This is a genomic window from Blautia faecicola (assembly GCF_004123145.1).
Taxonomy (GTDB): Bacteria; Bacillota; Clostridia; order Lachnospirales; family Lachnospiraceae; genus Oliverpabstia; species Oliverpabstia faecicola.
This window is the reverse complement of the sequence record NZ_SDKC01000001.1, coordinates 2,784,153-2,805,595: the sequence shown is the minus strand read 5'-3', so window position 1 is coordinate 2,805,595 and position 21,443 is coordinate 2,784,153. Positions and strand designations below refer to the sequence as shown.

At 46.6% G+C, this 21,443-nt stretch carries 18 protein-coding genes and 1 pseudogene; 15 read left to right on the top strand and 4 right to left on the bottom strand.

Annotated elements, in window-relative coordinates; genetic code table 11:
* Positions 1 to 120 precede the first annotated feature (120 nt).
* Positions 121 to 1,140, bottom strand: coding sequence for a M42 family metallopeptidase (locus tag ETP43_RS12650; RefSeq protein ID WP_129258438.1), 1,020 nt, complete (start codon positions 1,138 to 1,140; stop codon positions 121 to 123).
* 360 nt (positions 1,141 to 1,500) lie between these two features.
* On the opposite strand from ETP43_RS12650, the gene ETP43_RS12645 reads away from it, so the two are divergent.
* The 10 genes from ETP43_RS12645 to ETP43_RS12600 all read left to right on the top strand — a co-directional run bounded on the left by ETP43_RS12645 (position 1,501) and on the right by ETP43_RS12600 (position 13,909).
* Positions 1,501 to 2,442, top strand: a complete 942-nt coding sequence (locus ETP43_RS12645; RefSeq protein WP_129258436.1) for an ABC transporter permease — start codon at positions 1,501 to 1,503, stop codon at positions 2,440 to 2,442.
* 4 nt (positions 2,443 to 2,446) lie between these two features.
* A complete protein-coding gene (locus tag ETP43_RS12640; protein ID WP_129258433.1) occupies positions 2,447 to 3,793 on the top strand; it encodes an ABC transporter permease in 1,347 nt (448 codons plus the stop codon).
* Between the two features lie 16 nt (positions 3,794 to 3,809).
* Complete coding sequence (locus ETP43_RS12635) at positions 3,810 to 4,865, top strand: ABC transporter ATP-binding protein (protein WP_129258431.1); 1,056 nt, start codon at positions 3,810 to 3,812, stop codon at positions 4,863 to 4,865.
* Positions 4,858 to 5,895 (top strand): ABC transporter ATP-binding protein, encoded by a 1,038-nt coding sequence (locus tag ETP43_RS12630; RefSeq protein WP_129258429.1) that lies wholly within the window; start codon positions 4,858 to 4,860, stop codon positions 5,893 to 5,895. Before ETP43_RS12635 ends, ETP43_RS12630 begins: the two co-directional genes overlap by 8 nt.
* An 81-nt stretch (positions 5,896 to 5,976) precedes the next feature.
* A complete protein-coding gene (locus ETP43_RS12625; protein ID WP_129258427.1) occupies positions 5,977 to 7,752 on the top strand; it encodes a peptide ABC transporter substrate-binding protein in 1,776 nt (591 codons plus the stop codon).
* Positions 7,753 to 7,839: 87 nt separating this feature from the next.
* Positions 7,840 to 9,051, top strand: coding sequence for a peptidase T (gene pepT / locus ETP43_RS12620; RefSeq protein WP_129258425.1), 1,212 nt, complete (start codon positions 7,840 to 7,842; stop codon positions 9,049 to 9,051).
* Between the two features lie 196 nt (positions 9,052 to 9,247).
* Positions 9,248 to 9,937, top strand: coding sequence for a GntR family transcriptional regulator (locus ETP43_RS12615; RefSeq protein ID WP_129258423.1), 690 nt, complete (start codon positions 9,248 to 9,250; stop codon positions 9,935 to 9,937).
* 15 nt (positions 9,938 to 9,952) lie between these two features.
* Positions 9,953 to 10,210: a hypothetical protein gene (locus tag ETP43_RS12610; RefSeq protein WP_129258421.1), complete on the top strand. Its 258-nt coding sequence runs from the start codon at positions 9,953 to 9,955 to the stop codon at positions 10,208 to 10,210.
* A 101-nt stretch (positions 10,211 to 10,311) separates the two neighbouring features.
* Entirely contained in the window at positions 10,312 to 12,003 is a 1,692-nt protein-coding gene (locus tag ETP43_RS12605; RefSeq protein ID WP_129258419.1) for a sensor domain-containing diguanylate cyclase, read from the top strand.
* Positions 11,993 to 13,909 (top strand): GGDEF domain-containing phosphodiesterase, encoded by a 1,917-nt coding sequence (locus ETP43_RS12600; RefSeq protein ID WP_164979706.1) that lies wholly within the window; start codon positions 11,993 to 11,995, stop codon positions 13,907 to 13,909. The genes ETP43_RS12605 and ETP43_RS12600 overlap by 11 nt, the downstream gene beginning before the upstream one ends.
* 62 nt (positions 13,910 to 13,971) lie before the next feature.
* Here ETP43_RS12600 and fucO read toward each other — a convergent pair whose 3' ends face one another.
* Together fucO and ETP43_RS12590 are read right to left on the bottom strand one after the other, a co-directional pair.
* Positions 13,972 to 15,120, bottom strand: coding sequence for a lactaldehyde reductase (gene fucO / locus ETP43_RS12595; RefSeq protein ID WP_129258415.1), 1,149 nt, complete (start codon positions 15,118 to 15,120; stop codon positions 13,972 to 13,974).
* 139 nt (positions 15,121 to 15,259) lie between these two features.
* Positions 15,260 to 15,850 (bottom strand): TetR/AcrR family transcriptional regulator, encoded by a 591-nt coding sequence (locus ETP43_RS12590; protein WP_117524696.1) that lies wholly within the window; start codon positions 15,848 to 15,850, stop codon positions 15,260 to 15,262.
* Positions 15,851 to 15,987: 137 nt separating this feature from the next.
* Here ETP43_RS12590 and ETP43_RS12585 point away from each other — a divergent pair, with 137 nt between their 5' ends.
* The 4 genes from ETP43_RS12585 to ETP43_RS12570 all read left to right on the top strand — a co-directional run bounded on the left by ETP43_RS12585 (position 15,988) and on the right by ETP43_RS12570 (position 21,213).
* Positions 15,988 to 17,223, top strand: coding sequence for an AraC family transcriptional regulator (locus ETP43_RS12585; protein ID WP_129258413.1), 1,236 nt, complete (start codon positions 15,988 to 15,990; stop codon positions 17,221 to 17,223).
* 20 nt (positions 17,224 to 17,243) lie between these two features.
* Positions 17,244 to 18,167, top strand: a complete 924-nt coding sequence (locus ETP43_RS12580) for an AEC family transporter (protein ID WP_022400038.1) — start codon at positions 17,244 to 17,246, stop codon at positions 18,165 to 18,167.
* A 36-nt stretch (positions 18,168 to 18,203) separates the two neighbouring features.
* The gene (locus ETP43_RS12575; protein ID WP_117524690.1) at positions 18,204 to 18,827 is read left to right on the top strand and encodes a DUF4317 family protein; all 624 of its coding nucleotides are present in this window, start codon (positions 18,204 to 18,206) and stop codon (positions 18,825 to 18,827) included.
* Positions 18,828 to 18,924: 97 nt separating this feature from the next.
* A complete protein-coding gene (locus tag ETP43_RS12570; protein WP_129258411.1) occupies positions 18,925 to 21,213 on the top strand; it encodes an alpha-galactosidase in 2,289 nt (762 codons plus the stop codon).
* Here ETP43_RS12570 and ETP43_RS18560 read toward each other — a convergent pair.
* A pseudogene (locus ETP43_RS18560) lies at positions 21,197 to 21,331 on the bottom strand (DUF6783 domain-containing protein); the annotation flags it as partial. The gene ETP43_RS12570 and the pseudogene ETP43_RS18560 sit on opposite strands and share 17 nt — an antisense overlap.
* Between ETP43_RS18560 and ETP43_RS18555 the strand changes: the two are divergent.
* On the top strand, positions 21,269 to 21,442 hold the full coding sequence (locus tag ETP43_RS18555; RefSeq protein ID WP_334295532.1) for a DUF6783 domain-containing protein: 174 nt from the start codon (positions 21,269 to 21,271) through the stop codon (positions 21,440 to 21,442). The pseudogene ETP43_RS18560 and the gene ETP43_RS18555 sit on opposite strands and share 63 nt — an antisense overlap.
* The last annotated feature ends 1 nt before the right edge of the window (position 21,443 follow it).

Here is a 21,443-nt window from a genome sequence, read left to right as displayed (position 1 = left end):
TTCTCTGAAAAAAGATAAAAAGAAAGATACAGAAAAATTCTTAAAAAAGAGATTTTCTGTATCTTTCTTTTTAAGTTACGCGAGCAACGAGTCAAAATCCGTGCTGGCATAGAGGTTGTATTACTGTGTCACGTAAGTTTTCAGCAGCTCAAACGTATTCCGCACCCCATCCATATGAGAGCGTTCATAATTATGAGACGCATAGACACCCGGACCGATCAGGCCGTGACGGATGTCGTAGCCGGCGCGAAGGGTTGCTTCCACATCGGATCCGTAATGCGGATAGATGTCGATGGCATAATCAAGTCCCTGTTCTTTTGCAATCGTGGAAAGAGCCGTTACCAGGTCATAATTGTAAGGTCCGCCGGAATCTTTGGCGCAGATGGATACCATCCGCTCGGTACAGCCAAGGTCGGCACCGACACAGCCCATATCAACGGAAATCATTTCTTCGGTGTCTTCTGCTACGAAACTTCCACCGTGTCCGACTTCTTCGTAGACGGTAAATAATAAAGAGACTTTTCGGTTCAGTTTCAGTCCGTCTTCTTTGACAGCATGTGCCAGTCCGAGCAGGATCGCTGCGGAGAGTTTGTCGTCCAGGAAACGGCTCTTGATGTAGCCGCTTTCGGTGACTACCGTGCGCGGATCCATGGCGATGATATCACCGGTCTGGATGCCGAGCGCGAGCGTGCCTTCTCTGGAATCCACATTCTCATCCAGCAGAATCTCCATATGCTTCTCGATCTGCTCCACTTTCTGATCTGCAACATGGGCGGATGGTTCTGTGTTCAGGACAACGCCGGTATACACTTTGCCGTCGCGGGTGTGGATCGTACAGTTTTCCCCGTCTGCGGTGGACCACTGATGTCCGCCAAGGGTTGTCGGGCGAAGACGTCCGTTCTCTTTGATGGAGCGCACCATAGCGCCCAGCGTATCTACATGGGCAGCCAGCACGAGCGGAGATCCGGATCCTCCCAGTGTGACAAAAACATTTCCCTTTCTGGAACGCTCCGGAGTAAAGCCAAGAGCGGTCAGTTCGGATAACAGATAATCTGTCGCTTTCTTTGTAAAGCCGGAAGGGCTTGGAATCGCAGTCAGTGCATACAGCTGTTCTTTGATAAAATCCATATGAGAACTCATGTGATGTTCCTCCTGATTAAAAAAATATGAAATACGTTTTTCATTGTAAACACCGGAAGAAAAAAGGTCAACCAGAAAAAATAAAGATAGAAAGAAGAAACGGTAACATAAAGAGAAACAAACCGGCATAAAATAGCAGTTATAGAATTGAAACGATTCAAAAAACGGATAAAAAAGGGATTCCCTCTAATGGGGACATTTATCAATAAGTGTCCGCTGTACACATACATGTGTGCGAAAAATAAAAACAAATTGCGGGATTTTTCTTGACATTACCACGTTAAAGTGAGTATAATATCACATATTGTCGACAATTTACAATCGACAGGAGAGATGAAAAAGAGAGGAAAGGTGTAGAAAATGACAAAATACACAGTTCGAAGAGTCTGTATGGCATTTGTTACGCTGTTGCTTGTTGCCTGTATTACGTTCTTTCTGATGAATGCGATTCCGGGTAATCCGTGGTTATCAGAAAAAACGCCATCTGAGGCAACCATCCAGGCACTGAATGCAAAATACGGACTGGATCAGCCAAAGTATATTCAGCTTGGCAAATACCTGAAAAACCTTGCACAGGGAGATTTCGGTACTTCTATTAAGATGCAGAAGAACCGTCCGGTCATCGAGATCATCAAAGAGATGTTCCCGGTTTCCGCAAAAGTCGGAAGTCTTGCTCTGTTATGGGCAGTAATCGTGGGCGTTCCGCTGGGATGTCTTGCAGCGTTCAAGAGAGGAACCTGGGTGGACAGCTTCCTGCGTGTGCTGTGTACCATCGGTATCTCCATGCCGGGATTCGTAGTGGCAACCCTGCTGTTACATACCCTCTGCGGCGGTATCGAAGGAGTAAAAGTATTTCCGGCACTGTTTGACGGAACACCGGCAAGTTATGTACTGCCGTGTGCGGCACTTGGATTCTATCCGATGTGTTATCTGTCCAGACAGACCAGAACGGCCATGCTCGACGCCATCAATCAGGAATATATCAAGACAGCAAGAGCAAAAGGTCTGAAAAACAGCAAGATCATCTTCAAACATGCGCTTCGTAACGCGCTGATCCCGGTTATCACTTACCTGGGACCGCAGATCGCGTTCACCCTGTGTGGTGGTCTTGTCGTAGAGACTGTATTTTCTATCCCGGGACTGGGACGTTACTTTGTACAGGCGATTCAGAACCGTGATTATCCGCTGATCATGGGAACCACCATTTTCCTGGCAGCATTTATTATTATCATGAACCTGGTGGTTGACCTGTGTTACAAACTGGTAGATCCGCGAATTAATCTGGTGAAGGGAGGAAATTAAGGTTATGTCCGATAAGAAAAGATTTAACAAACCGGGCTCACTTCAGCCAAATATCGAGGATATTCTGCAGTGGAACGATCTGCCGGCAGATGCATTTGATCCGGCAACATCAGAGGAAAAAGAAAACTTTATTCAGGACCGCAGAAGCGTATCTTACTGGAAGGATGCATGGAGACGTCTTCGTAAAAACACGGTTGCGATGGTGGCACTGGTGATCATCATCCTGCTTTCTGTTTTTGCTTTCGTGGGACCGTCTGTCGTTCCTTATACTTACAAACAGCAGATCCGTGGTTCTGAATCTTTACATCCATGGCACTACAGCCTGGAAGATCAGGACAAGATCAACGCCTACATGGAAGAACATAACGGTGCGGGAAACCTGACACCGGACGAAGCGGTAGAACAGGCACGCCAGGAAGCAGAAGCCAAAGGCGAGACTTTAAGCCGTGTAGATGAAGCAAAGATCCGTGCGAAAGCAAATGTATCTCAGCAGTCTGCTGACGAAGAGGCAGTGACAGAAGAGGAAGCTGCCAAAGCACTGGGAATCAAACACAGCATGTTCGGATACTCCAACAAAGAGCTGGAACGCAAAGCAGCAGGGGAAAATGTATTCCCGCATGTATTCGGTACAGACGATCAGGGGCGTGATATCATGGTCCGTGTTATGGTCGGTGCACGGGTATCCATCATTGTAGGTATCTGTGCAGCAATCCTGGTACTGATCATCGGTGCGCTGTACGGTTCCATATCCGGTTACTGTGGTGGTATGGTGGACAACGTGATGCAGCGAATCGTAGAGATTATCTACTCCATCCCGGAGATGCTGATCATCCTGCTGTTATCCGCAACCTTAAAACCGGCACTGGAACAGTTCCAGAACTCCGGAGACGGAGTGTTCCAGAAACTGGTAACACTCCTTGGACCGAACCTGATCTCCATGTTCATCGCTTTCGGTCTTCTGTACTGGGTAACCATGAGCCGTATCATCCGTGGACAGATCCTGCAGTTAAAACAGCAGGAATATGTAACCGCTGCGAGAGCACTGGGTGCAAAGGGCGGACGTATCATCAGTAAGCATCTGCTTCCGAACTGTATCGGACAGATTGTTACCACAACATTCCTGCAGATTCCGTCAGCAATCTTCCTGGAATCTTTCTTATCCTTCCTGGGTGTCGGTGTATCTGCACCGCTGACCAGTCTGGGATCCATGTGTTCCGAAGCACTGAGCGGACTGAAAACCTATCCGTACCGACTGTTCATCCCGGCAGTGATCCTGAGTGTTATGATCCTGTCCCTGAATCTGTTTGGTGACGGTCTTCGTGATGCATTAGATCCGAAGCTGAAAAAATAAGAAAGGGAGAGACACAATGGAACAGAATAAAAAAGCTGACAAGCTGTTGGAAGTCAGAGATCTCCAGGTCTCTTTCTTCACTCCGGCAGGAGAAGTAAAAGCAGTAAACGGCATCAGTTACGATGTGAATTATAATGAAGTTATGGGCGTTGTAGGAGAGTCCGGATCCGGAAAGAGTGTGGAAGCATATTCGATCATCGGCCTGCTGCAGAATCCCGGAAAGGTTATCGGTGGTTCTATTACTTTTGAAGGTCAGGATGTGCTGGCCAAGACTCCGGCAGAGATGGTAAACTTCCGTGGAAATGAAGTAGCCATGATCTTCCAGAATCCGATGACCTGTCTGAATCCGGTATATACCATCGGAAATCAGCTGATGGAAGCGCTGAAAGCCCATGATAAAAATATCAGTAAAGAAGAAGCACAGAAACGTGCCATGGAGATGCTCGAAGAAGTTGGTATCAACAACGTAGAGAAACGTATGAAACAGTATCCTCATGAGCTCTCCGGTGGTATGCGCCAGCGTGTTATGATCGCTATGGGACTGATCTGCCATCCAAAACTTCTGATCGCCGATGAACCGACGACAGCGTTGGACGTAACCATCCAGGCACAGATTCTGGAACTGATGAAGAAACTTCAGAAGACCAACCAGATGGGAATCATCTTTATCACCCATAACCTGGGTGTTGTGGCAGAAATCTGCGATAAAGTATCGGTTATGTATGCAGGTAAGATGGTAGAGCAGGGACCGGTAGATGATATCTTCTACGCACCGGGTCACCCATATACCAGAGGACTGCTTCGCTCCATGCCACGTGTGGATGCGGAAAGCTACGAACGTCTGATCCCAATCGAAGGAACACCGGTTGATATGCTGAATCCGCCGGAGGGATGTCCGTTTGCACCGCGTTGTGAAAGCGCCATGAAGATCTGTCTGCAGAAGATGCCGCCGTATGTGGAACTTGGGGATAATCATCGTGCCGCATGCTGGCTGTGTGTACAGGAACAGATGAAAGCACAGAAAGCAGCAGAGAAAAATAATGAAAAAACGGAGGCAGGCAGCCATGAGTGAGAAAAATGATACCCTCGTTCAGGTTGAACACCTGAAAAAATATTTCCCGATCAAAGGTGTGAAGGGACCGGGTGTACAGGCTGTGGAAGATATCTCCATTGAGATTAAAAGAGGAGAAACCCTTGGTCTGGTAGGAGAGTCCGGTTGTGGTAAGACGACTTTCGGACGCACGGTATTACAGCTGTATAATCCGACTTCCGGAAAGATCATCTATGACGGCAAAACTATTTTTGAAGGAAAAGACCCGTGGCAGAGAGACGAAAACGGTATTCTGCGCCAGGTGAAAGTTCCGAAAGCAAAACAGGTTAATATGCTTCCTTACCGCCGGAAGATGCAGATCATCTTCCAGGATCCGTCCGCCAGCCTGGATCCACGTATGACCGTTGGCGAGATCATCGGTGAGGCGCTGGATATTCACAAATTATATAAGAGTAAACAGGACAGAACCGACCGGATCAAGGAACTGCTTGGTCATGTAGGACTGAACACCGAACATGCAAACCGGTATCCGCATGAGTTCTCCGGTGGACAGCAGCAGCGTGTCGGTATCGCCCGTGCGCTGGCAGTCAATCCGGAATTCATCGTCTGTGACGAACCGATCTCCGCACTGGATGTTTCTATCCAGTCACAGGTAGTCAACATGCTCGAAGACATGCAGCATGAGATGGGACTGACCTACCTGTTCATCGCACATGATCTGTCCGTTGTAAGACATATTTCCCACCGTATCGGTGTGATGTATCTGGGAACTATGGTGGAACTTGCGGAAAGTTATGAACTGAACCGCCATCCACTGCATCCATATACTAAGACGCTGCTCTCCGCAGTTCCGGTTCCGGATCCGCAGGTGAGCAGAAGCAGACAGCGAATCGTGCTCGAAGGAGACATTCCGTCTCCGATGAATCCGCCAAGCGGATGCCGGTTCCATACCCGTTGCCCGTATGCGACCGAAAAATGTAAACAGGTCGTACCGACCTTTAAGGAGTACGAAAAAGGTCACTGGGTAGCATGTCATCTGCTGGAAGAGTAGATGAAAAATAACCGGATAATGCAGGAAATCTGATAGTGGATGCTCCTGTTTATCAATAAAAGGAAAAGGAGAGAGGATAATATGAAGAAAAAAGTTTTATCCATCCTGTTAGCTGCAACATTTACCGTATCTATGTTTGCAGGTTGCGGAAACAGCAACACTACAGCAAAAGACGACAACGCAGCTAAAACAGAAGACACTGCTGATGACGCAGCAGAGGAAGAAACCAAAGGTGACGCCGCAACAGAGGACACAGCAAGCGACGGTGACTTCAACATTACTGTAAACCTGGCTTCTGAACCTATGACTATGGACCCGGCGCTGAACAGTTCTGTAGACGGTGGTATTATGGCCCTGCATCTGTTTGAAGGTCTGATGAAATGGGAAGACAGCGGAGAAGCTGCCAATGGTTCTGACGGAACAGCTGACAGCGGAAAACTGGTTCCAGGACAGGCTGAAAGCTATGAAAAGACAGAGAATGATGACGGAACCGTAACTTATACTTTCAAATTGCGTGACGGCATCAAATGGTCTGACGGAAAAGATGTAACAGCAGGTGATTTCGAGTACTCCTGGAAACGTCTGGTAAATCCGGAAACAGCAGCAGACTACAACTACATGCTGGATGGCGTGGTAAATGCCACTGAGATCATGGCAGGTGAAAAAGATCCTGATGAACTGGCTGCTAAAGCATTAGACGACAAAACATTTGAAGTAACTCTGGTAAACGACCTGAACTACTTTGAAGAACTGTGTGCATTCCCGGCTATGATGCCTGTACGTGAAGATATGATCGAAAAAGCAGGTGACCAGTGGACATTTGACACAGCAACTTATATCTCCAATGGTGCATACAAACTGAAAGAGTGGACACATAACTCGCAGATCGTAGTAGAGAAAAATGAAAACTACTATGATGTAGAAAACCTTGGACCGGAAACCATCACCTTCAAACTGATGGATGACCAGAACGCTATGCTGTCCGGTTTCAACTCCGGTGAACTTGATTTCATCGAAGATGTACCGCAGGCAGAGATCGCTAACCTGATCGCTTCCGGAGATATGAAGATCGTAGACTATATCGGAACTTACTATGTATGCTTCCAGACACAGAAAGCACCTTTCGACGATCCGAGAGTTCGTAAAGCATTCTCTCTGGCAATCGACCGTACTTACATCGTAAATCAGGTAACACAGTCCGGACAGGTAGAGGCCGGCGGATTTGTTCCGTCTGGTGTATATGATGCAGATGGTGCAGATGGCGACGATTTCCGTACAGTAGGCGGAGATTACTATAAACCGACCGATGCGGATTATGAAGCAAACTGTGACGAAGCAAGACAGCTTCTGGCAGATGCAGGATATCCGAACGGTGAAGGATTCCCGGTTGTAGAATACCTGTACAACACCAGTGATGCTCACAAAGCTGTAGCAGAAGCTCTGCAGTTCATGTGGGAAGAAGAACTGGGCGTAAAAGTAACCTTGAACAACCAGGAGTGGGCAGCATTCCTGCAGACACGTAAAGACGGAGACTACTCCATCGCACGTAACGGCTGGATCGCAGACTACAACGACCCGATCTCCTTCCTGGATATGTGGATGACAGGTGGCGGAAACAACGATGCACAGTATGCAAACGATGATTACGACGCTCTGATCAAACAGGCAAAGACAACAACAGATAACGCAGAACGAATGGATCTGCTGCACCAGGCAGAAGACAAACTGATCGGTGAAGACAGCGTACTGGCTCCACTGTACTTCTATACACAGAAATATATGCTGGCTGACGGCATTGAAGGTATGTACTACTGCCCACTGGGATATTTCTTCTTCGGATATACCCATCAGGCATAAATAAATGCAATGCAACGATACAGCCCGGATAAGCAGTCCGGGCTGTATTTTTCTAAAAGAAAAAGGGAAAATGCAGGGAGAAAAAAGATGAAAGCCTATGAACGCTTACTGAAATATGTTACAGTATGGACAACTAGCGATGAAGACAGCACAACGGTTCCAACTACAAAAAGACAGCTCGACCTGGGGAATCTTCTGGTAGAAGAGATGAAAGAGATGGGACTTTCGGATGTGTCGATGGATGAATATGGATATGTTTACGGATATCTTCCGGCCACGGAGGGAATGGAAGATGTGGCACCGCTTGGTCTGATCGCGCATCTGGATACCGCACCGGACTTTAACGGGCAGAATGTGAAACCACAGATCATTCAGGATTATAACGGAGAAGATGTGGTGCTCGGAACTTCCGGCAGAGTTCTGGCAGTAAAAGATTTTCCGAGACTGAAAGGGTATAAGGGAAGAACGCTGATCACAACCGACGGAACTTCTCTTCTGGGGGCCGATGACAAGGCCGGGATTGCAGAGATCCTGACAGCGGCAGAAGACCTGATGCGGGAAAAGACACCACACGGAAAAATCTGCATCGCATTTACCCCGGATGAAGAGGTGGGTGGCGGTGCACAGTATCTGAGAATCAAAGAATTCGGCGCAACGTACGGATATACGTTAGACGGAAGCCATGAAGGTGAGATCCAGTTTGAAAACTTTAACGCGGCAGGCGCGGAGGTCACTGTTCATGGTGTCAATGTGCATCCGGGGAGTGCAAAAGATATCATGAAAAATGCACAGACCATCGCGATGGAAATCCACGGACTGCTTCCAAAAGATGCGTGCCCGGAGAAGACGGAAGGGTATGAAGGATTCTATCACATGACCGAATTCAACGGCAATGTGGAACAGGCAGTGATGCGTTACATCATCCGTGATTTTGATCCGGTCACATTTGTGGAAAAACAGGAGAAACTCCGTCAGGCGGTTGCACAGATTAACGAAACCTACGGCGAGGGAACCGCGGAAGTAAAGATTGAAGAATCTTACCGCAACATGCGTGAGAAGATCGAGCCGTGCATGCAGCTGATCGATTACGCAAAAGAGGCGTGCAAAGAAACAGGCGTGGAACCGGATATCGCCCCGATCCGCGGAGGCACAGATGGTGCACGGTTAAGCTTTGTCGGTCTTCCATGTCCGAACCTGGGTACCGGCGGAGACGGCTTCCATGGTCCGTTTGAACACATTACGGTGGAAGGCATGGATCTGTCCGTGGAAATCATCAAAAACATTATTAAGAAAATGTGATGCCGAATGGTTTGGCGGATTGCGGGAGTACGAAGTACGGAGCAACCTGGTGTTGTTAAACAGAAAAGAAGTAACTGTTCAGTAGCCACTGTAACTGTGAAGGTACTGAACAGTTACGAAAAGAAATATTTTACAGTGCCCGGAAATTCAGATAAAATATTTCGTGGTAAGATAATAAAGTAAGACAGGAAAATACATGAGCGAATTATTATACCAAACATTAAGAGAAAGCGTAGTGAATGCGATTCGGACCAAGATCATGAATCATCAGCTCCGTCCGGGAGAACGAATTGTGGAACTGGAACTGGCGCAGGAATTTCAGACCAGCCGTGGACCGATCCGGGAAGCGCTTCGCCAGCTGGAGAACGAAGGGATTGTAGAGTATACCAGAAATGTGGGATGTTCCGTGCGGACATTTTCTTTCTGGGATTCCTATGAAGTATATCTGCTGCGTACGAACTATGAAGCTGTCAGTGTACGGCTCCTGAACGGAAAAGTACCGGAAGAGACGATACAGAAGATGGAAGAGATTCTGGAAAGCATGCGGAAAATTCCGGCGGAAGAGTTCGAGAGTGTTTTTGAATATGACAACCGTTTTCATGAACAACTCGTACTGATGTCGAAACTTCCAAGACTTGCCAAAGCATGGAAAGAGCTGTATTATGGAAATCTGCTGGCAGGATATGAGCTGGTAAGAGAAAAAGAACAGATCCTGGCACGCCAGTATGACAACCATATAGCGATTCTGAATGCCTGCAAGGAAGGTGATCCGGAGAAAATCTGCCGGGAAGTGAAAAAACACTACTGGAAGACGATTTTCCGTATGATGCAGGAACAGAAGATCGAAGATCCGAACCTGGAACAGGCATGGATGATGGCAATCTAAAGAAGGAGAAACAGCATGGAAGAATTATATCAGGCAATTGAAGAAAAGATCAAAGCTTCCGGATATCCAAGAGAAATTTCCGGGGAGCGTGTCTACGATGATATCTGTGATCAGATCGAAGGAAAAGAAAACGGAACGTATCTGGTACTTTCCAAATTTGAGGAAGATGTGATATTTGAGTATCATATCACTGTTTCTGATGATAACTTTAATCTGGGTATTCTGACGATGAAGACACCGGAAGGAGTTTTTGAGACAGATTTTGATCGCTGAGCGTATTGTCGTGAATGGGGAATACTTGTTACATATACGGATGAAAATCCCCTGAATCCAGAGATGTGATTCAGGGGATTTTTTCATATGGAGGGGGAAAGATGCAAAAATATGTGCAGAAAAAGAGAATCTTTTCGGCATGTCTGTTTCTGATATTCGTTCTGATGATTCTGGTAATCGGAAAAGGAACAGTGATGACTGGCAGAGGGGAAACTCAGCAAATCCAGAATCTGAGCGATGGATGGTATTATCTGAAAGACGGGGAAAGAACAGAAGTGACTCTTCCGACAACACTTCAGGCAGATCCGGGAACAGTACTGGAATTATATAACGATACAGTGACGGATGAGAACAGAGATATGGTTCTTCTTACCTGGGGAGCACCATATCGCCTGCAGATCCGGATGGATGGGAAAACAATTTATCAGTATCGCGAATACGGATTTAAAAGAAACCTGCAGATGGAAAGAAAACTGGAATGCCGTGTGACATTGCCGGCATTACGCAAAAGCAGTCAGCTGTGTTTTCTGTATACTGTGCCGGAAAGTGGAGTGTGTAAACTGACGCCGGTATATATGGGAAGCAGCGAAGCTATTTTCAGATTTCAGATCATGAATGCGGCTCCGGTGTTTGTGATTGTTCTGGGCATGCTGGTACTGGGCATTTTCGCAATCGGAATCTATGCGTATCTTCGCGTAAGGAAAATGACAGACAGACGGTTTGCAAGTGTGGGATTGTTTCTGCTCCTATGTGGCATCTGGTGCGTGACAGATTCTTCGCTGATGCAGTATCTGAGTCATTATTCACCGGCGGTCAATGAGATATCTTTTTATACATTTATGCTGATGAGCGTTCCGGTTATCCGGTTTGTCCGGGAGACAGAAGGAATGCAGAAGTATACAAGCATATCGGTTCTGATTGCTCTGTTTTATCTGAATGTGATTCTGCAAAGTATCTGCACCTACTGGTTCCATGTCCAGCTTATCAACATGCTGATGATCACTCATCTGCTTCTTGGGGGCGGATGCATCCTGCTGAGTGTTCTTTTATACCGGGAATACAAGGCAGTGAAAAACAGACAGATATATTCGATCCTCATAGCATTCGGTATTCTGGCCTTTGTCGGCGTGGGAACCCTGGTGTTATACTGGTTTTTCGGAATTACCGGATACGATCTGATTTTCGAAGCGGGAATTGTCATTTTTATATCGCTTCTTTTGTGGGGTCTTGGCAGGGCTATGGTGGAAAATCTGCGTTTTAGGACGGAAGCAGAGGTATATAAAAAACTGGCGCAGGAAGATCAGATGACCGGTATGAAAAACCGGTATGCCTATGAAAAAATTTTAGAGGATCTTGAAGAGGGCATCTGCAACTGGAAAAATGCAGTGATGATATTTATGGATATGAATCATCTGAAACAGATAAATGACATTTATGGACATGGAGCCGGAGATGAACTTCTGATTGGAGCAGCACAGAGTATCCAGAAAGCGTATGGAAGTCTCGGATATTGTTTTCGGATAGGAGGAGACGAGTTTTGTGCGATTCTTCCGGAAATAAAAATATCCGAGGAAGAGCTTTCCTGCAGACTGGATGCCGCGGTAGAAGAATATAATCGTTCCAATGACCAGAAACTGTCAGTAGCCCGTGGATTCAGCTGGTTACAGGACAGTCGCGGGATGAGAAAGAGTATCAGTGACTGGAAGTTCGAGGCGGATCAGAATATGTACAGCAATAAGGGCTGGTACAAAAGAGAAGAAGCACAGGAGGAAGATGTCCACTATGAGATATAATATGGATTTTTTAGTGGCAGCACTGATCTTTCTGATTGTCTTATGGCATCATTTTATGAAACAACGGCAGTATGCCGGTAACAAGACAGAAAAAACATTTCAGATTTTTATGTTGCTTGGAATCGGAGATATTATACTGGATATGGTCAGTACAGTTGTTATTGACAACAGTCGTCCGGAATTCTCCAGGATACTTTATGTGATTTTAGTACTGTTTTATTTGTGCCAGCTGCTGATTCCACCGGTTCTTTATCTGTACTCACTGGCTCTGGCAGGATGGTCAGTGGAAGAAAAATTACCAGGGGTACGTTGTCTGCTGCTTTTGCCAACCGTGGTGCTTACGGTGCTGATCATGGGTAACTTTCAGACAGGTCTTTTGTTTTCAGTCTCAGCGAACGGAGCATATATCAGAGGGCCGCTGTATCTTATGATGTATATGCAGGCTGTCTGGTATGGACTGGTGATCGGTGGGGAAAGCATCCGGAATTATCAGAAACTTGGGAAACGAAAATTTGGTGTGATCTGGGAAATTCTTTTTATTATGGTCAGCTGTGTGCTGTTGCAGGGATTTTATCAGGAAGTTCTGCTGACCGGATTTGCTATAGCACTTTGTCTGATGGTCCTGCTGCTTGCCTTTCAGAACCCGTATGTGTATACCGATAATCTGACAGGACTTTTGGATATGCAATGTTTTCAGGAGTGGACAGAAGAACAGTGCAGACGCAAACGGGAGATTTATGTGGCAGTTGTTGATCTTAGGCAGCTGAAACAGCTGAATACCATTTACGGGGTTCCATGGGCAGATTGTTTTCTGAAAAAGATAGCAGGGCAGGTATGGGAGTTTACAGAAAGTCCCTATGTTTACAGAATCAGTGGGAAAAGGATACTGATCGGAATGTACTCTTTTGAAGAATACGAAGCGGTACTGCAGAAGCTGCTGCGGTATTTTTCTCATCCGATTGCCATGGAAGGGGAAGAAATTCTGTTTTCAGCAGCAATCTGCGGAATACCATACGGGAATCAGCTTGGCAGTGAAAATCTCCTGAATTATGTAGAATATCTGACGGCATTAGTTCCGAGAACTCAGGAAACATTGCTGGTCCGGGGGGATGAATACGTGAAGCACGGATTTCTCCGGCAAAAAACAATTGAAGCATATCTTTACAGAGCGATAGAAGAAGATCTGTTTGAAGTATATTATCAGCCGGTTTATTCGATCAGGGAAAAGAGGTTTGTTACGGCAGAAGCACTCAGCCGGCTGCATCACCCCGGCCTCGGACCGATATCTCCGGAAATATTTATCCGAATTGCTGAGCAGAATGGACAAATCAATGAGATTGGCCTGCTGCAGTTCCGAAAAGTGTGCCAGATGGTTCAAAAATGTCCGGAAATCATGCAGCAGCTGAAAAATATCAAGTACAATCTTTCACCGGCCCAGCTTCTGAAGAAAGGATATGTCGGACAATTGCTGGGAATTATCCGGGAACATGGATTGGAGCCGTCGTTTTTCCAGTTTGAGATCACAGAGACTGTTGCGACAGAATACAAAGAAGAGGTGTATGAGGCGGTGGAAGTCTTTGTAAAAGATGGTATAGGCCTGTGCATGGATGACTTTGGCTCCGGATATGCCAACCTGAATGCTGTACTGAAACTGCCGTTCCAGTGTATCAAGATGGATCGCTCCATGTTAAACGGTATTCGTCAGCATAAGGTAGCAGGAGAGTTTTATCGCAACATTGTAACGATTCTCCGGCAACAGGGATATACGATCGTGGCAGAAGGAGTAGAAGAGCAGGAAGAGGTGGAACTTATGGAAGCGTGGGGCGTGGATATGATTCAGGGATATTATTTTTCCAGACCGCTCCCGGTGGAGGAATTTCTGAAAAAGATCCGGGAAGCCGGATAAATAAAAAAGAGGAAGCTCATATCGGAGACTTCCTCTTTTTTGCAGAGTTTTATAAATGTTGCTTATTTCATGATCTTACGGAACAGATCTTTCAGATCTTCCACACTTGCGTCTTTCGGGTTACCCGGTGCGCAGGCATCTGCGTGAGCGGATTCTGCAAGGAACTGCAGGTCTTCTTCTTTGACAGCTTCGAGAACAGACGGGATTCCGACATCAGCGGACAGTTTCTTGACAGCATCGATGGCTGCTTTTCTGTACTCTTCCTGTGTCATATCGTCGACACCTTTCACACCCATAGCACGTGCAATCTCACGATATTTTTCACCGGTGCATTCCTGGTTGTATTCCATAACGATCGGCAGCATCATTGCGCAGGCAACACCGTGCGGGGTATCATAAACAGCACCCAGGGTATGAGCCATGGAATGAGCGATTCCCAGACCTACGTTGGAGAATCCCATACCTGCGATATACTGACCAAGAGCCATTCCCTCACGGCCTTCTTTTGTATTTTCCACAGCACCGCGAAGAGATCTGGAGATGATCTCGATGGCTTTCAGGTGGAACATATCTGTCATTTCCCATGCAGCCTTTGTGGTGTAACCTTCGATGGCATGGGTCAGAGCATCCATACCGGTGGAAGCGGTCAGTCCTTTTGGCATGGAAGCCATCATCTCCGGATCGACAATTGCGATGATCGGCATGTCGTGTGGGTCAACGCATACGAATTTACGTTTTCTTTCCACATCGGTAACGACATAGTTGATGGTTACTTCCGCAGCAGTTCCGGCTGTGGTAGGTACAGCGATGATCGGTACGCAAGGTTTCTTAGTCGGAGCCACACCTTCGAGGCTTCTGACATCTTCAAATTCCGGGTTTGCGATGATGATACCGATGGCTTTGGAAGTATCCATGGAAGAACCTCCGCCGATAGCGATCAGATAATCAGCACCGGAATCCTTGAAGGACTGTACGCCGTGCTGTACATTTTCGATGGTTGGATTCGGTTTGATGTCGCTGTAAAGTTCATAGTCCAGACCGTTTTCTTTTAACAGGTCTGTTACTTTGGAAGTTACATTGAATTTTACCAGATCCGGGTCGGAGCATACGAACGCTTTTTTAAATCCATGTGCCTTTGCTTCATTTACGATTTCCTGAATAGCACCTGCTCCGTGATAAGAAGTCTGATTTAACATGATACGATTTGCCATAATACAAACACTCCTTTTCTCTTAGGGAATCACCGCTTTCCGGCTGTTCCGTTCTTTTGTGATTATATTAACAATGTTTTTCCGAAAAAGAAAGTTACAGAATTCGGCAAATGTAACATTTTGATGGAAAAATTTTTTTTTATTCCGTCAGAACGCCGAAAGAAGCAAAAAGATCCGCCAGTTTGGCTGGCATGGCTTCCACCATCAGGCGTGCCAGGTCTTCCGGGGAGACTGCCATGCCGGAGAGTACCCATTCGATGGTCATGGAGATCGATCCGTGGCAGTACATCTCAAGGAGAAACCGGATATCATCGGATGCCGGAGCGCCGGTCTTTAACTGGATCAGATCCTGATAAAAGCGGAAGATCAGCTGAAAATCGTGTTCCCGCAGTGAGTTCTGCCGGTCATAACGGAAGGCGGCACGGAAAAATTCTTTTTCTTCTGCGATATAGGAAAATTTTAACTGTAAACCTTCCTGCACCGTTTTTCCCTGTCCCATGTATTCAAAGGATTTGATCAGTAGTTTATCAAAGTACCAGTTGATCAGATCAAATTTGTCCATGAAGTTCCGGTAAAAGGTCTGCCTGGTCAGACCGCAGTTCTCTGTGATCTGGCGGACGGTGATTGCGTCTACCGGAGTGTGGCACATACATTCCTTCATGGATTCCGCCAGACGGTATTTTGTTTTCTCTCCCCGGGTGAGGGAAGAGGTTTCAGTTGTCAGGGGCATAATAAGTACCTGCTTTCTTTAAAGATTTCCGTACTCTCTATCATACCACAGAAAAAAGAAAACAGAAGAGGAAAATAGAATTGCGAAAGCAGGGGGAATGAGATAAAATGACTGTATGACAACGAGGGGGATGAATTATGACAGAGACATACGTTTTGAAGCAGATGGTCAGCCTGGCACACACACCGTTTCAGATTGTGAACCGGGATGGAAGTGTGGAACTGGGAGTAGGGATGAGAAATGTGGAACGGCTGTTTTACGAAAAAAATCACCAGATGATAGCGGTCGCCAGAGAGAGAGCAAGAGAATATCCGGTGATCTTTGCGGAAAAACGGCTGTTATTTGCCGTATTTCCGGAAGATCCTGTGACGGGTCAGATCCTGCTTGCGGGACCGGTGGTGTCCAGAGCTTTGTCGAGGGAGCAGCTGATCGAAGTGCGCCGGGAATGGAACATGGGAAAAACAGATTATCAGCCACCTGTAACGAGCATCAAAAAAATGGTTTCGATGATGCTTCTGCTGCACTGGCAGAGCACCGGTGTTACGATGAGCGTGGATGAATTCTGGAAAAAAAACAGGAAAAATTATCAGTCCGGGCAGGAGTTTGAACGGCGCTTATCGAGAGAGCTGTTCCAGTATCAGGAAAATGTAGGACTTCACAACCCTTATGAACAGGAACTGCGTGAGATGAACAGCATTACCAACGGAGACATGGAAGCATTGAGCCGGAGTATGTCCGAAACCTATGAGGGAGAGATCGGAATTCTGGCGAAAGATCCGCTGCGTTCAGCGAAAAATGTGGCAATCGGAAATATTACGCTGGCATCCAGAGCGGCGATCCGCGGAGGAATGAGTACAGAAAAATCGTTTTCCCTGGCAGACAGCTTCAGCCAGCAGGTGGAAGAAATCGAAAATCTTCCGGAGGTGGAGGCTTTTAAGCGGGAAATCAAGTTTACCTATGCACGCATGGTGAAAGAAGAGAAAAATAATGAGATCGTGGAGGGGGAAAATCAGGTGAATCCGCTGATCGCACAGGTCAAAGACTATGTATTTCATCATCTGCACGGGGCGATACAGGTACAGGATATTGCACAGGCGCTGCAGGTGAATCCGGATTATCTCTCGCATCTATTCAGCACCAGTGAGAATATCACGATGATTGAATATATCCGGCAGGAAAAGGTGCGAAGAGGAGAGAACCTGTTAAAATACTCCGATTACCGGGTGCAGGATATCGCGTTTTACCTCGGTTTCAGCTCCCAGAGCCATTTTGCCAGAATCTTTCAGAAGACCACAGGCATGAATCCGAATGAGTACCGGAAGACCTTTGGAAATAAGAAAAAGTGGAAAACAAAAGCATCTGAGAGTACATAGAAGAACCAGGAGGAGAAAAAGTGATTGCATTATTGCTGATGCAGCAGATTGCTGTATTATTTCTGATTATGGGACTGGGATTCCTGATCGTAAAGCTGGGGATTGTGGAGACAGAGGACAGCCGGGTGCTTTCGATGGTGACGATTTATCTGGTGCTGCCCTGCGTGACGATTCATGCTTTTCAGATCGAATATTCCACAAAGATAAGAAATGGATTTCTGCTTGCAGTCGTCGCGGCGATCCTGATCCATGTAATATTGTTTATAGTCTGCGGGATTCTGAGAAAGCTGCTAAACATGGATGAGGTGGAGACGGCTTCGCTGATCTATTCAAATGCGGGCAATCTGATCCTGCCACTGGTGACGTCGATCCTGGGAGAAGAATGGGTGATCTATGCCAGCGGCTTTCTGTGTGTACAGACGATCATCGTGTGGACGCACGGACAGTCCCTGATGCAGGGACAGCGCCAGGTGAACTGGAAAAAGATCGTGCAGAACATCAATCTGATCGCGATCCTTGTGGGACTGGTGTTTTTCCTGTGTAACATCCATCTGCCGAAGATTCTCGATTCTATGACTTCCTCCCTTGCTGGCATGATCGGTCCGATCAGTATGGTGATGATCGGCATGCTTTTAGCGGGTGTGGACTGGAAACAGGTCTTTGGAAAACGGAGAATCTATGGGATTGTATTTTTGAAAATGATCGTGGTGCCGGGGATCATTACCCTGTGCCTGAAACTGGCGGCACCGCTGATCCCGATGGAGAATGCAAAAACGATCCTGTTGATCAGCCTGCTGGCAGTCATTGCCCCGACAGCGGTAACGATCACACAGATGGCACAGCTTTACAAGAGGGATGCGGCATATGCAAGTTCGATCAATGTATTTACCACGTTGGTGTGCATCGTGACGATGCCGCTGATGGTGATGTTGTATATGATGTAAAGCGTATTTGCATAAAATCAGACGGAGAGAGAAACTATGCGGATTAACAGAGAAGATATGCTGGAACTGACCCGGCGTATGACAGTAAAACGATCTTCCATGACCCGGATCGCGGGAGCTTATATGGACCGTGACGGATATGTGGACGGAACTTTTAACACGAATTTCCTGAAACTGTCCCCGGCAGACAAAGAGAAAAATCTGGCACTGGCGAAAGCCGTTCCGTTTTCGGAAACCAACGTCAATCTGAAGCGTTATCCGTTCCCGAAAGAACAGATGGCAGCCGGAACTATGTGGCAGCTGCTCAACGGGATCAAAAAGAGCGGATTGAAAAATGACGCCCTGATGGATATCTTTTATGAAATTGTCGGGGAACAGTACCGTTCCTACGGAGATTACGCCGTATATATGTTCCACGACCGCTACGATATCCCGGTGAAAGCGGCGGATCATGAGCGGGTAGGAGAATCGGAAGAAGTCTACGAATATCTGATCTGCATCTTCGCTCCGGTTAGCGGCGACTACGAACCGGGACAGCCGGAGTGTGGATTCCTCTACCCGGCATTCTGCGACAGAAGCAGCGACTGGAATTATGTGGATATTTACCAGAGAAATGCGGAGCGGCCGCACAATGAGCTGCGGAAGATTCTCGGGGTATAGAATAAAAGAAAAATAAAGTGAGTTACAATAAAGATAAGGTGACAACCAAGCCGGCATGACGGATCTGTGCGTCGGCTTGGTTTGAAAGGAGAAAAAAATGGCAATTGTATTCCACAAAGAGAGCAGATGTTTTCATCTGTATAACAACGAAGTAAGTTATATCATTCGTATCATGGAAAATGAGCAGTTAGAGCAGTTATATTATGGAAAGAAAATTCACGACCGGGAGGATTTTACGTATCTTCATGAGGAGTGCATGCGCTCCCAGATGTCCGTCTGTGTTCCGGAACCGGGCATCCTTTCCATGCAGTATACAAAACAGGAATTCCCGACTTACGGAACCGGTGATTACAGAAGCCCGGCATTGACGATCGTACAGGAGAACGGAAGCCGGATCGTGAACTTTACCTATGCATCCCATGAAATTTATAACGGAAAGAAAGACATTCTTCCGCTGCCAGCTACTTATGTGGAAAATGAAGATGAGGCACAGACCCTCGAAATCACTCTTCACGATGCAGTGATGGATACCGACCTGATCCTTTCTTATACGATTTATGAAGATTATCCGGTAATTACAAGAAATGCAAAGATCAGCCATAAAGGAAGCGAGAAGATCGTTCTGGATAAGATCATGAGTGCCAGTGTAGAATATAATGATATGGATTATGAGATGGTACATCTGTCCGGCGGCTGGGCAAGAGAACGTTATGTGAAAACCAGAAGACTGGAGATGGGTATCCAGAGCATCCAGAGCCTGAACGGTACCTGCAGCGGTGCAGAACAGAACCCGTTCCTTGCACTGAAACGTCCACACACAACAGAAAATCAGGGAGAAGTATATGGCTTCAGCCTGGTATACAGCGGCAACCATCTGGGACAGGTAGAGGTTTCGACTTTTGATATGACCCGTGTGATGATGGGAATCAATCCGGAAGGCTTCAGCTGGGAACTGACACAGGGCGAATCCTTCCAGACCCCGGAAGTGGTTATGGTTTACAGTGATCAGGGATTGAACAAGATGAGCCAGGCTTACCACAGAATCTACCGGAAACGTCTGATGCACGGGACCTGGAGAGATCAGGTACGCCCGATCCTGTTAAACAACTGGGAAGCAACCTATTTTGACTTCAATGAAGAAAAAATCCTGAATATTGCGAAAAAAGCAAAAGAAGCAGGTGTGGAACTCTTTGTTCTGGATGACGGCTGGTTCGGTGCAAGAGATGATGATTATCGTGGACTGGGTGACTGGTATGTCAATCTGAAAAAACTGCCCTCCGGCATCAGTGGTCTTTCCAGAAAAGTAGAAGAACTGGGACTGAAATTCGGTCTGTGGGTAGAACTGGAGATGGTCAACAAAGACAGTGATCTTTACCGTGCACATCCGGACTGGATCATCAGTGCGCCGGAGCGTTTTGAGTCTCATGCAAGACATCAGTTTGTTCTGGATTTCTCGAAAAAAGAAGTGGTTGACTACATCTACGAGATGGTTGCAAAAGTGATCCGTGAATCTTCGATTTCCTATATGAAATGGGATATGAATCGTTATATGACGGAGCCTTACAGCAAAGGAACCGAACCGTCCCAGCAGGGTAAAGTGATGCACAAATATATTTTAGGTGTATATGATCTGTACACCAGGCTGACCACAGAATTCCCGGAGATCCTGTTTGAGTCCTGTGCAAGCGGCGGAGCAAGATTTGATCCTGCCATGCTGTATTTTGCACCACAGACATGGACCAGTGACGATACCGATGCCAGTGAGAGAACCAAGATCCAGTACGGTACTTCTTATGTATATCCGATCGTCAGCATGGGATCTCATGTATCTGCGGTACCGAACCATCAGTTATACCGTACGACACCGATCGAGACAAGAGCGAATGTTGCTTACTTTGGAACTTTCGGTTATGAATTGGATCTGAATCTGCTCAGTGATGCGGAGATGGCAAGTGTTAAAAAACAAATTGCATTTATGAAAGAATACCGGGAACTGATCCAGGTAGACGGCGATTTCTACCGTCTGTTGAATCCGTTTGAAGGAAATGAGACGGCATGGATGGTTGTTTCTCAGGATAAGGCACAGGCAGTGGCGGCACTGTACCAGAGACTGAACAAAGTCAATGCGTCCTGGCTGCGCCTGAAACTGGAAGGTCTGGATCCGGATGCAAAATATCAGGTAAGCTGTGATCTGACCCCGTCCTCTTCTTTCGACACAGAACTGGTAAAACGCTACGGTTACGATACAGTAGGAAATCAGGTAAAAACATATGAAGCATACGGGGATGAACTGATGCGTGCAGGTATCCCGGTTGACCGACAGGATCTGAACAAGAAGGGCGGAGATTTCGCATCCTTACTGTATACAATTAAGAAAGTGGATTGATAAAAAATTTTTTAAACAGCACGTTAGAGCGTGTCTGAAAAATCATTTCCGCAATCTGCAAGCCCCACTTTGCGGTATATTTTACCCTCATTCGGTTGCCGTAGCCCGCTACGCCGCCCTTATTCGGATAAAATCTCCCACAAACTGGGACTCGCAGCTCACGAAAAGCCTTTTTCAGACACGCTCTAGTGTCAGCCTGAAAACTTACCGAATGAAAAAGGAGAGATAGG